The sequence below is a fragment of the Nannocystis exedens genome (assembly GCF_002343915.1).
GTDB classification, from domain to species: domain Bacteria; phylum Myxococcota_A; class Polyangia; order Nannocystales; family Nannocystaceae; genus Nannocystis; species Nannocystis exedens.
In genome coordinates this window covers 6,882,599-6,894,762 of record NZ_NETK01000001.1, presented here as the reverse complement: position 1 = coordinate 6,894,762, position 12,164 = coordinate 6,882,599, and the positions used below count along the sequence as shown (strand labels likewise).

Genomic DNA, 12,164 nt, shown 5'->3' with positions numbered 1-12,164 from the left:
GAACACGCCGCGGGCACCCGTGGTATCCTCACTTCGTGACCGCCGCCACGAAGCTCGCCACCTACGCCGACCTCGTCGCGCTGCCGGAGGACGTCAAGGCCGAAGTCCTCGGCGGCGAGCTCATCACTCAGCCGAGCCCCACCTTTGGGCATGGCCGGGTGCAAGGCGGGCTCAGTCGTTATCTCGGCGGTCCGTTCGACTTCGATGACGGTGGCGCGGGCGGCTGGTACATCGTCACGGAGGTCGACGTCCGTTTTACCGCCCACGACATCGTGAGGCCCGACGTCGTCGGCTGGCGTCGACAGCGTCTCGAGGGTCATCAGCAGCGGCTCCCGATCGACATCATCCCCGACTGGGTCTGCGAGGTCCTCTCGCCCTCCTCGACCAAGCGCGACCGCTTGACCAAATCCCAGCTCTACGCCCGCCACGGCGTCCCGCACTGTCGGCTCGTCGATCCCGACGCGCGTCTGCTCGAGGCCTACGCGCTCGACGGCGGCCACTGGAAAAACATCGGCGTGTACGACGAGACCGCCCACCCCCGCATCGCCCCATTCGAGGCCGTCGAGCTGCCGGTCGGTCGTTTGTTTTTACCCGAGACGCCACCCACCCCGGACGAGCTCCGTTGAGCCCCGAAGACGACCTCGCGCGGCTCTTCGCTGCCGGTCCAAAAGGGTGACTTCCCGCCGCGCATCGGCGCTTCGTGCTGTCGGGGGCGCAAGCGTGACGCGATATCGCTGCCGGTGACGCGGATCGGGGGCCGTCCGTGCCAGGCCGTCCTCGGGCAGAGGGATGACGAGCCGCTCGGCGAGCGGCAGGTCGCTGCGCCGCGCCCTCAGCCCTCGCCGGCCCAGCGGGCGAACAGCCCCTGGCTCGTCGCCGCGAACCCGGCCCGCTCGAACAGCGGCAGCCACGGCGAGTCCTGCGCCGGCGCTCCGTCGACCTGACCGATCAGCAAGGTGCGCCGCGCCGGAGACAGCAGCCCCGTCAGCGCGCGGGCGGCGGCCTCGGCCACGCGCGAGCGCTCGGGCTCGTCGGCGGGCGCGAACAGGACCACGCTGCGGGCGTCCCTGCCGACGTGGGCGGCCAGCATCCCGTCGACCAGCACCACCGACGTCCCGGCCGCGCGGCTGACCCGCACGCCCGGGTGCTCCGGCCACGGCAGGGCCGCTCCGTATGGGTTGGCCGGGTCGGTGCTGGCCAGCACCACCGCCTCGGGCTCGGCCGGCGGGTCGCGCAGCGCTCGCAACCTGTCCTCTGCGCCAGGTACCGCGAATTGCGTCGCCCCCAGCCCGTCGATGAAGTAGCCGCGGCGGACCTTGCCCGCCTCCTCCATCGCCTTGAGCACCTCGTACACCGCCGAGAACCCGCCGGCGATCTCCTCGGCCTGCGCCGCCTCGCGGGTGACGATCCCGTGCCGCTCGAGCAGCGCCTGCGCCAGCGCGTGGCGCCGCCGCGTCTCGAGCGCGCTCGAACCATCTGCCCCATCGGACATGTCTTTCAAAACGTGTCGCGGCGGCCAGACCAGCGACCAGCGCCCCTCCGAGCCCGGCGGGCCCAGGCGGCGCGCGCGGAACGGGCTCGACGGCGGAGGCGCCCCGCGGCGGCGGTCGCTGGCCGAGCCGAACACCAGCTTGCGCAGCGCGACCAGCGTGTCGTTGCTGACCTCGCCGGCCCAGACCATGTCCCACAGCGCCTGCAGCAGGTCGGGCTCGAAGCCGCCGACCAGCGGCGCCAGGTCGCTGAAGAACAGCGCCCCGCGCGCGCGCAGGGCCGCGCGGACCTTCGCCGGCAGCTCGCCGGGCACCTCCGAACCTGGCCTTCGGAGCATGTCCATTTGGTCCGCCAGGAACAGCGCGATCCGGCCGTCGCCGGCCCCGACCGCCTCGACCCCGAGCCAGCCGACCTCGCCCGCCGCGCACAGCCCGTCGAGGTCGCCGGCGCGGTAGTCGACCAGGCGGGCCGGCAAGATCTCCGTCTCGAGCGCCGACGCCAGCAGCGGCGCCCCCTGCAATTGCCCCACCACCTGCAGCAGCGCGTCGCGCCCGCGCAGGCGCGGCTGCAGGTGCTGCCAGCGGCTCAGGAAGCGGGCGTAGGCCGCCTGCGGCGCCGGCTCGACGGCCTTGCGCAGGCGCGCCAGGCTGCGCCGCTTGATCTGCCGCAGCACCTCCGGGTCGCACCACTCGGCCCCCGTGCCGCCCGGCGTGAATTCGCCGGCGATCGCTCGCCCCTCCGCCGACATGCCTTGGAGAACATGCTCGATGGGACCTGTCCCGATGCCCAGCCTCGCCGCCACCGCCGCGGTCGTGAACGGCCCGTGCGTGCGCGCGTAGCGGCGGACCAGGTCGCCGAGCGGGTCGGCGACCGGAGCCCGCAGCGCCGGCGGGATCGCGGTCGGCAGCGCCACCCCGAGCGCCCCCGCCAGCCGCCCCGCGTCCTCGACCGCCGCGAACCGTCCTGTCCCTCCGGCCAGCTTCTCTACCGAGAACACCCGGCGCGCCGCCACCAGCTCGCCGAGCCACTCCCCGGCCGCGGCCGGCGGCGCGCAGCGGTCGGCGATCTCCGCGCGCGACAGGTCACCCACCGCGATCAGCAGGTCGTGCAGCGCGTCGGCCGAGGTGGCCGGGCGCGTCAGTCGTTGCAGCCCGCGCTCGACCTCCGCGATCGCCTCCGCGTCGAGCAGCTCGCGCAGCGACGACTCGCCGAGCAGCGCCCGCAGCTGGCCGGTGTCGATCGCCAGCGCCTGGGCCCGGCGCTCGGCCAGCGGCGCGTCGCCCTCGTACATGAAGTTGCCGACGTAGCCGAACAGCAGCGACCCGGCGAACGGCGACGGCCGCTCGCTGTCGACCGTCACCACCCGCAGCTCGCGGGTCTGCACCCGCCGCAGCAGCTCGCGCAGCGCCGGCAGGTCGAACACCTCGCGCAGGCACTCGCGGAACGTCTCGAGCACGATCGGGAACGAGCCGAACCGCCCGGCTACACTCAGCAGATCGGCCGCCCGCTTGCGCTGGGCCCACAGCGGCGCCCGCCGGCCCGGGAACCGCCGCGGCAGCAGCAGCGCCCGCGCCGCGTTCTCGCGGAACCTGGCCGCAAAGACAGCCGTCTGCCCGAGCTGCTGCACCACCAGGTCCTCGATCACCTCCGGCGCCAGCAGCAGCGCCGACATGTCGGGCGCCGCCTCGGCGTCGGGGAAGCGGAACACCAGCCCGTCGTCGGACCACAGCCCCTCGACCTGCTCGCCCCGCTGCTCGCGCAGGCGGGCCAGCGCGGCCGTGGCCCACGGCGCGTGGACGCGGGCCCCGAACGGCGACAGCACGCACACCCGCCAGTCGCCGACGTCGTCGCGCCAGCGCTCGACCACGACCGCCTCGTCGCTCGGCACCTCGCCGGTCGCCGCGCGTTGCGCCTGCACGTAGTCGAGCAGGTCGTCCGCGGCCCTGTCGTCGAGGAAGTGCTCGCGCGTCAGCTTGCGCCGGGCCGCCGCCGGGGTCGCGGCCGCCAGCTCGCGCGTCAGCTGCCCGATCGCCCGCCCGAACTCGGCCGGCCGCCCCGCCGCGTCGCCGCGCCAGAACGGCATCTTGCCCGGCTGCCCGGGCGCCGGGCTGACGATCACCCGGTCGGGCGTGATGTCCTCGATGCGCCACGACGACGCCCCGAGCAGGAACACCTCGCCGACGCGCGACTCGAACACCATCTCCTCGTCGAGCTCGCCGACCCGCCGCATCGTCGCGCCCGGCTCGCCCCGCAGGAACACGCCGTAGAGCCCGCGGTCGGGGATCGTGCCGCCGCTGACGACCGCCAGGGTGCGCGAGCCGGCGCGGGCGGTGAGCCGGCCCGACTCGCGGTCCCAGGTGATGCGCGGCTTCAGCTCGGCGAACTCGTCGGACGGGTAGCGGCCCGACAGCATGTCGAGCACTCCCTCCAATGTCTCTCGGGACAGGTCGGCGAACGGCGCCGCCCCGCGGACCTCGGCGTGCAGCGCCTCGACCGTGGTCGCGTCCATCGCCACGCTGGCGACCACCTGCTGCGCCAGCACGTCGAGCGGGCTGCGCGGGTAGGCGATCGGCTCGACCTCGCCGGCGGCGATCCGCGGGGCCGCGGCCGCGCACGCCAGCAGGTCGCCGCGGAACTTCGGCACCAGCACCCCGCGGGACACCGCCCCGACCTGATGGCCCGCGCGGCCGATCCGCTGGATCCCCGCCGACACCGACGGCGGCGACTCGATCTGGATCACCAGCTCCACCGCCCCGACGTCGATCCCCAGCTCGAGCGACGACGTCGCCACGATCGCCGGCAGCTCGCCGGCCTTGAGCCGCGCCTCGATGATCTGCCGGCGGTCGCGCGCCACCGCCCCGTGGTGCGCCAGCGCGATCTCGGCCTGCGCGTGGTCGTTGATCGCCGCCGCCAGCCGCTCGGCCAGGCGGCGGTTGTTGCAGAAGATCATCGTCGAGCGGTGGGCCCGGATCCGCTCGACCAGGCGCGGCACGATCGACGACCAGTTCGACCTCCCCGCGCCGCCCAGCCCGCTGCCCCGCGCCGCCTTGCGCCGCCCCGGGCGCGTCGCCGCCCGCGCGGCCTTCTTCGCGGGTGGCCTCTCGGACATGCCCTCCAGAGCCTGTCCTTTCGGCCCTGTCCTATCCGACATGCCCTCCGGCACCTGTGCCTCGGGGCTCTCCTCGGCCGGCACCTCGATCGTCAGCTCCCACGCCTTCTTGCCCGGCGGCGCCGCGATCGTCACCGGCCGCGGCCGCCACTCGCCGTGGGCGTCGACCGCCCCGCCGCCGAGCAGGCGCGCGACCTCCTCGAGCGGCCGCTGCGTCGCCGACAGCCCGATCCGCTGCAGCGGCGGCGCGGCCGGGTCGTGGCGGCGGCGCAGCGCCTCGAGCCGCTCGAGCGTGAGGAACAGGTGGGCCCCGCGCTTGGTCGCCGCGACCGCGTGGATCTCGTCGACGATCACCGACTCGACCGCGTGCAGCCCGTCGCGCGCGCTCGACGTCAGCAGCAGGTACAGCGACTCCGGCGTGGTGATGTAGATGTCGGGCGGCGTCCGGCGCAGCTGCCCGCGCTCGGCCTGAGTCGTGTCGCCCGAGCGCACCCCGATCGTCGGCCGGTGGATCGCCGCGCCCATGGCCGCCGCGACCTCGGCGATCCCCGCGAGCGGCCGCTGCAGGTTGCGCTCGACGTCGACCGCCAGCGCCTTGAGCGGCGACACGTAGATCACGCGACAGCGCCGCTCCGGCGGCGGTTCGGGCGCGGACATCAGGCGGTCGATCGCGGCCAGGAACGCCGCCAGCGTCTTGCCCGAGCCGGTCGGCGCCAGCAGCAGCGTCGACCGCCCCGCCGCGATCTCCGGCCACGCCGCCGCCTGCGCCGAGGTCGGCGCCCCGAACGCGTCCGCGAACCACCGCCGCGTCGGCGGCTGAAACAGCGAGAGCGGGTCCTTCGGGCTCACGGGCCCGCGAGTGTACGCGCCCGCCCGCCCGCACGCACGGGCTCCCCGCTCAGCCCGGTACGTCCGCGGGTCGAGCGGCCCGCGTCGGCGACCCGCGCGACGAATCGTCGGTCGGGGCGCGCCCCCTCACGGCGTCAGCACCCCGGTCATCGCCCGCGACACCCAGATGTCGTGCGAATCGGCGTGCGCCTCGGTGACCCCGCGGCCGCGCTCGGCGGCGACCTGAACGTAATAATGCCCGCCCGGCTCGAGGAAGCCGTCGGGGATCGTCACCTCCGTGAATTCGGTGCGGATGCTGCCGAGCGAGCGGCGCAGGATCGGGCCGTCGGCCCCGTCGATGTCGTCGATCGTGCGGATCGTGATCGTATAGACATCGGGCGCGCCGAACTCCGGCGCGGTGAAGCTGATCGTCGGATTGACGCCGACCCCGGACAGCGACGAATCGGGCGGGACCGCGACCCCGTTGACCGCCAGATCGCGCACCAGCCCCAGCTTCGGCACGATCGGCGCCTGCGCCAGATCTTCGAGCCGGCCCTGCACGCTCAGGTCGGACGCCAAATAATCGTACACCCCGCCGCCGCCCGGATCTTCGACGAACACGTAGCGCGAGCACTGCACGATCAGCGTCGGCGTCCCGACGGGGTACGGGTTGCTGAACTCGAGGTCGAGCACGCGGTCGCCCGGGGTGACGAACATCGTCTCGCAGTCCTCGCCCATGCACGCCGGATCGACCGGCGCGTCGAGGCCGTACACGTTGATCCCGCCGAGGTTGGGGGTCATGCCGACGATCGGGTGGTCGGCGCCGGGCTCGAGCACCGCGGCGACGAAGCAGCCGACCGACTTGAGGTCGGCGTCGTAGATCTGCAGCTCCGCCATGAACTCGCCGGCGCGCACGTCGAGGCTGACGACTTCGCTGGGGCTCTTCGTGAACGAGCCGGTCGCCGCCGTCGCCGCGCCGGCCGTCATCGGCGACAGCGACAGCGCGGCCGCCTCGGCGAGCACGTAGCGCTGCGCGAACGACCACGGGTCTTGCAGCTCCGCGCCCATCGGCTCGGGCACCAGCGGCCCCGCGACCAAATGGCCGAGCCACAGGTCGTCGCCCTCGGCGGGGTCGACCAGCGGCCACCCGGCGCGCCCGGTGTCGGGTCGCCACGCGATCGTCCACTCGCCGATCTCCGTCGCCCCGAGCTGCGGCGACCCCGACATGTCCTCCGGGTCGAGGTTGGGGAACTGCAGCAGCTGCGCGTCGGCGTTGTACGAGTACAGCTCGAACTGATCCTCCGGTCCGAGCGGCAGCATGTCGCCGACCGACGCCGTCAGCGCGGTGGAGACGTCGTCGGTGGACGCGACGTCGGGCCGCCCGGCGAAGATCCGCGCGTAGTTGCCGAGCTCGCGCGCCTGGCTGACCGTCACCTGCTGCTGCCCCGGCGCGCCCGGCAGCTCGGCCTGCGGCGGCAGCCGCGTGCGCAGTTGATACACCGCCTTCGGCACCCCCGCGAACTCGAGCCGCGCCTCGGCCTCGTCGTAGATCGCCGCGTAGGTCTGGCCCACCGCGACGATCGCCATCTCCACGTAGTCGAGCGAAGGGTCGTGCGCCGCCGCCACCTCCGGCCCGCCGAGCGGTCGATACGTCCGCGTCGCCGGGGCGATCACCCCGTCGAATTCCTCCTCGGCGCCGGTCGTCGGCGTCGGCGGGTCGGTGGTGACGGTCGTCGGTGGCTCGCCGGTGGTCAAATCCTCGGTGGTACCGCTGCTGCTGTCGCCGCCGGTGGTCGGCGTGTTGGCGACCGGCGGCGGGCAACCTGCGAGGACGACCACGAGGCCGAGCGCGCCTCTGTGCTTCTCCAAAAAATTCAGGCGAGCGGGCATGCGCCTCACTTCAGCAGATCGGCGCAGCGGCACAACCCTCTCGCGCTCGAGCTCGCGGCGCCGTTCGGCCCCGGAACGGCGAGCCGGGGCACGGCGGCGAGCCGGTGCCCGTCGCCCGTGCGGGCCGCGATGCGCCTGCCGCCGAACGTCGAACCCGCGCGTGGAGGGCCGACGCATGCGCGGCCCGTCGCCCGTGCGTCCCGCGACGCCCGCGGCCGTCGCGGCCGCGCGGCGCAGCGACGATCCGCGGTCGTTCCGCTCGCGGCCGTGATCCCGCAGCGGTCGCGGCCGTCGCGGCGCAGCGACGACCGGCGATTGTTCCTGCTCGCGGCCCCGTGGTCTCGCAGCCGCGTCCGCGACCGCCCGCGCGGCGCGGCGAACGCACGCGAGCGTTTCCGCGCAATCGGCCGCGGGCCTGCGAATGGCCGCCGCGGCTGCGACTCGGGCATCATCGGCGCCCGTGCTCGCCCGCCGCGAAATCGGGGCCGCGCTGGCGATCGCCGCGATCGCCGGGCTGTCGTGCCTGGTCCGTCTGCCCGGCTTCACCGAGGGCGGGTTCGCCTCGCACGACGTCGGCGGGATCCTCTACGAGGCCATGCTGCTGCGCGCCGGCGGCCTGCCCTACGTCGACGCGATCGAGCTCAAGGCGCCGGGCACCTTCTACCTCGCCACCGTCCTCGCCGGGCCCGAGGGGCGGGACATCGCCGCGTTCCAGGTCGCCGCCAACCTGGTCGCCGTCGCCTCGCTGCTGGTGTTCGCCGCGCTCGCCTGGCGGCTGTGGGGCGCCCGCGCGGCCGTCGTCGCCGCCACGCTGTACGCCCTGCACGACGCCCACCTCGACAGCATGGACGCCAACTACGTCACCTGGGCCCAGCTGCCGGCGATCGCCGCCGGGCTGTTCGCGGCGCGGGCGGCGACCTGGCGGGAAGACCATGCCCTTTTCAACAGGTCCCTTCGGACATGGCTCCTCGGCGGGGCGATGTGCGGCCTGGCCGCGCTGTGCAAGCAACCCTCGGGCGTGGTGCTCCTGCCGGTGCTGTTCTGGGCCCTGTGCCCGCCCGGGCGCCGCGACCTCCGCGCCGCCCTCGCCGTGGTCGCCGGCTTCCTGCTCGCGCACGTCCCCGTCGCCCTGCACTACCTCGCCCACGGCCAGCTCGGCGCGCTGCTCGGCGGCTACGTGTGGAACCCGTGGGGCTTCGAGTACATCGCCCACAACGCCGCGGGCACCGGCCCCGCGCGCGCGGCCTGGGAGTTCGTCGCCGCCGCCGTCCACTTCCTGGCCCTGCCGCTGGCGCTGGCCGCCTTCGCCCTGGCCGCCCGTCCGAGGGGACATGCCCCGAAGGACAGCTCGCCGGCCCCCGGCGCCCCCCTCGGCGCCCCGGCCGCCCCTCCCCCAGGACATGTCCCCGAGGACACGTCACCGACCGCCCATCCCCCAGGACATGTCCCCGGGGACACATCACCGGCCGCCCATCTCTCAGGACATGTCCCCGGAGACATGTCGACGGCCCCTGCCGCCACGGCCGCCCCTCTCTCGGGACATGCCGCGAAAGACAGCCCGCACGTCCCCGGCGCCACGCGCTTCCTCGTCGCCTGGACCGCCGCCGCCATGCTGGCGGCCGCCACCGGCCTGCGCTTTTACAAGGGCTACTGGCTCGGCGCGCTGCCCCCGCTGTGCCTGCTCGCCGCGGCCCCGTGGGGCGCGAGCGCGCCGGCGCTGTGGCGACGCGGCTGGCCGCGCCTGCTCATCGCGCCGCTGGTCCTGGCGCTGACGGTGCGCGCCGCCTGGGCCCTGCGGCTGACGCGAGACGACCGCGCCCGCCCGCACGACGAGGGCGCCCGCGCGATCGGCCGCTGGCTCGGCGAGCGCACCGGACCCGACGACAAGATCTGGGTGTGGGGCTGGCACCTGTGGGGCGTCCACGCGTACAGCGGCCGCCTGTCGGCCAGCCGGATCTACAAGACCCTCGGCCTGCTGACGACCACGCCCGACGACACCTGGCGCACCCCCGCCGGCCCGCCGCAGGTGCTGACCGACGGCCCGGCCGCGCGCCAGCTCCTGAGCGATCTGGCCGCCGCCCCTCCGGCCTTCGTCGCCATCGGCGGCACGGCCCCCAAGCACGAATTCCCGGCCCTGCGCCGCTTCCTCGGCGAACGCTACGTCCGCGACTACGGCCTCCGCGTCGGCAAGGTGGAGCTCTGGCGCCGCGCCGACCGCTGACACAAGACCGAGTCATCGCGTTCGCGCCGCGCGTCGGCGAGATGCGGGCTTGCAACCTGTCTCTCCGTTCATGTCGCTGCCGCACGCTCCCGCCGCCCCTGCCGCGGGCCGCCGGCCCATGACCTGTCTCTCCGTTCAGCTCCGCGCCGCCTGCCCCCCCCTCTCGCCCGACCGCGAGGCGCCGACCATAATCTGTCTCTCGGGTCAGCTCTCCCGAACACGAGTCGCCCCCGCGCCCCGCTCGCGCGGCAGCCGCCCCTCGCCTCCGCCCGCCCCGGCGAAAGATCGGCCGATCGCAGAGAAACCCGCGCCCTGGCGCCGCCGCCCGGCAGCGCCGACATTCACGGCATGCGGACGCGGCGGAATCATCGTGGAGGTCTCACCCGGCGCGCGGTGCTCGGCTGGGCCGGCCTCGCCGGCCTGGCAGGGTGCTCGCGCCGACCTCCGCCCGCGGCCCCGCAGGAGGGCACGACCATGGATCTCGACATCGTCATCGTCGGCGGCGGACCGGCCGGCCTCAGCGCCGCGCTCGCGCTCGGGCGCGCCCGCAAGCGCACGCTCCTGTGCGACGCCGGTGCGCCGCGCAACGCCGCCGCCGCCCACATCCAGGGCTTCATCACCCGCGACGGCACCCCGCCCGCGGAGTTCCGCCGCCTCGCCCGCGCCGAGCTCACCGCCTACCCGAGCGTCGTCGTGCGCGACGTCCGGGTCCAGGACATCGCCGCGCGCGGCCCCGACGCGTTCGCCGTCACCCTCGCCGACGGCAGCCGCGTGACCGCCCGTCGCGTGCTCCTGTGTACCGGCCTCGTCGACGAGCTGCCGGCGCTGCCGGGCGTCGCCGAGCACTGGGGCACGAGCGTCCACCTCTGCCCCTATTGCCACGGCTGGGAGCTGCGCGAGCGGCCGACCGGCTACCTCTGCCCGGACCCGGCCATGCTCGAGTGGGCGCTGCTCCTGCGCGGCTGGACCCGCACCGTGGTGGTGTTCACCGACGACGCCTTCCCTGTTCCGGACGAGACGCGCGCCCGCCTGACGCGCGCCGGCGTGGCGATCGAGCCGCGCAAGTTGAAGCGGCTCGTCGGCGCCGACAGCCTGACCGCGGTCGAGCTCGCCGACGGCGCCCGGGTGGCGATCGAGGGCCTCTACGTCCGCCCGAAGCAGCATCAGGTCGGGCTCGTCACCGCCCTGGGGCTCGCGCTCGACGAGCACGGCTTCGTCCAGGTCGACATGCACAAACAGACCTCGCACCCGGGCGTGTACGCGGCCGGCGACCTCACGACCGGGCTGCAGGGCGCCGTGTTCTCCGCGGCCGCCGGCTATCAGGCGGGCGCGATGATCAACCACGCCCTCACGATCGAGCTGGCGCTCGCCGGCCAGCTCGAGGGACGGGCGCGCGAGTGACACGGCGGCGAGCGCCGACGCCAGCCACGCGCTCGCCGACCTCGCCGCGACCTCGAGTGATTCTCTTCGCCAGCACCTACGAACAGCGATGATGCGATGACCTGCATCGCGCTCCGCAAACTTGAGCGACTTCTTCGACCCTAGCCGCGCGCTCGCCCGCCTGCGCCACGACCGCGAGTATTCGCCCCGCCGGCACTCGCGTACCCCCCTCGCCCGTCGCCCTCACGCGCGCGGCCGGCGATGCTCCGCGCGCCAGGCCGCCGGCGTGCAGCCGTGCTCGCGCCGGAACATGCGGATGAAGTGGGTAGGGTCGAGCCCGCCGACCCGCTCCGCGATCGCCTCCACCGTCTCGTCGCTGGTGAGCAGGCGTCGACGCGCCTCCGCGAGCCGACCGGCGGCGATCCACTGCTGGGCCGTGCGGCCGGTGGCCATCCGCAGCGCCGTCGTCACGTAGGCCGGCGACCGGTCGAGCGCCGCCGCCACGTCGCGCAGCGAGATCGGCGCCAGGCAGCGGCGCTCGATGTACCGCAGCGCCTGCGCCACCACCGGCGCCGTCGCCGACTCGCCGCCGCTCGGGGCCGCGCGCACGACCTCGGCCAGCACCAGCGTCAACAGGCTGCGCTGCACCTGCGCCTGCAAGGCCGTCGGCGCCTGCGCCGACTCCTCGCGCAGCTCGGCGATCAGCCGCCTCAGGTGCTCCTGCCGGCCCGCCGGGATCGGCATCACCGCGGCGGCGCCGGCCCGCACGCGCTCGAACGGCTCGAGCAGCGCCGCGTGCTCGGAGGCGGCCAGGATGACCGGATTGAACCCGACCCCCACGCCTCGGCCCCGCCGCCGCAGATCATCCGGTGCGCCTCGCCGGCCGGCACGAGCTGCACATCCCCCGCCTCGACGCGCACCCGCCCGCGCTGCTCGACCTCGGCCCGGCCGTCGACGTAGAACACCATCGCCGCGAACTCGTGGACCACCGGCCGCGGCGGCCTCGGCCACCGGCCGACGTGGTGGTGCCTCACGAACACGGGGCGGTCATCCTGCCAGCGATCGTCGACGCGCATGCCTCGATGTTGATGCAATCATCCATCACTTGCAATCGCATTGCAGGAGTGCGCCGATCCGTCGCAGCCCCCGGCGTCGCGCGCCGTCTGCGCCAGCCGTTCGCCGGCGACCGCCACCCCCCGCGTCGGACCTGCACCGGCCGACCCAGCCGACCGCGCGCGCTCGACC

General features: G+C 74.8%; 7 protein-coding genes. 3 read left to right on the top strand and 4 right to left on the bottom strand.

What is annotated here, in order from left to right; all coding sequences use genetic code 11:
- The first annotated feature begins 35 nt into the window (after window positions 1-35).
- Complete coding sequence (locus NAEX_RS27100) at window positions 36-626, top strand: Uma2 family endonuclease (protein WP_096330378.1); 591 nt, start codon at window positions 36-38, stop codon at window positions 624-626.
- 206 nt (window positions 627-832) lie between these two features.
- On the opposite strand, the gene NAEX_RS27095 is transcribed toward NAEX_RS27100, so the two are convergent.
- Window positions 833-5,449, bottom strand: a complete 4,617-nt coding sequence (locus tag NAEX_RS27095; RefSeq protein ID WP_096330377.1) for an Lhr family helicase — start codon at window positions 5,447-5,449, stop codon at window positions 833-835.
- Between the two features lie 126 nt (window positions 5,450-5,575).
- Window positions 5,576-7,318, bottom strand: a complete 1,743-nt coding sequence (locus NAEX_RS27090) for a hypothetical protein (RefSeq protein ID WP_143140326.1) — start codon at window positions 7,316-7,318, stop codon at window positions 5,576-5,578.
- A 460-nt stretch (window positions 7,319-7,778) separates the two neighbouring features.
- Between NAEX_RS27090 and NAEX_RS27085 the strand changes: the two genes are divergently transcribed.
- Together NAEX_RS27085 and NAEX_RS27080 are read left to right on the top strand one after the other, a co-directional pair.
- Entirely contained in the window at window positions 7,779-9,539 is a 1,761-nt protein-coding gene (locus tag NAEX_RS27085) for an ArnT family glycosyltransferase (RefSeq protein WP_170136039.1), read from the top strand.
- Window positions 9,540-10,013: 474 nt separating this feature from the next.
- Complete coding sequence (locus NAEX_RS27080; protein WP_245913811.1) at window positions 10,014-10,940, top strand: NAD(P)/FAD-dependent oxidoreductase; 927 nt, start codon at window positions 10,014-10,016, stop codon at window positions 10,938-10,940.
- Between the two features lie 222 nt (window positions 10,941-11,162).
- Here NAEX_RS27080 and NAEX_RS27075 read toward each other — a convergent pair whose 3' ends face one another.
- On the bottom strand, window positions 11,163-11,759 hold the full coding sequence (locus NAEX_RS27075; RefSeq protein WP_245913810.1) for a helix-turn-helix transcriptional regulator: 597 nt from the start codon (window positions 11,757-11,759) through the stop codon (window positions 11,163-11,165).
- On the bottom strand, window positions 11,663-11,995 hold the full coding sequence (locus tag NAEX_RS53135; protein ID WP_245913809.1) for a cupin domain-containing protein: 333 nt from the start codon (window positions 11,993-11,995) through the stop codon (window positions 11,663-11,665). Before NAEX_RS53135 ends, NAEX_RS27075 begins: the two co-directional genes overlap by 97 nt.
- Window positions 11,996-12,164 lie beyond the last annotated feature (169 nt).

Excerpts from the sequence above, each read along its gene's own strand:
- NAEX_RS53135 (WP_245913809.1), bottom strand. The coding sequence starts at position 11,995 with ATGCGCGTCGACGATCGCTGGCAGGATGACCGCCCCGTGTTCGTGAGG.
- NAEX_RS27090 (WP_143140326.1), bottom strand. The coding sequence starts at position 7,318 with ATGCCCGCTCGCCTGAATTTTTTGGAGAAGCACAGAGGCGCGCTCGGC.
- NAEX_RS27080 (WP_245913811.1), top strand. The coding sequence starts at position 10,014 with ATGGATCTCGACATCGTCATCGTCGGCGGCGGACCGGCCGGCCTCAGC.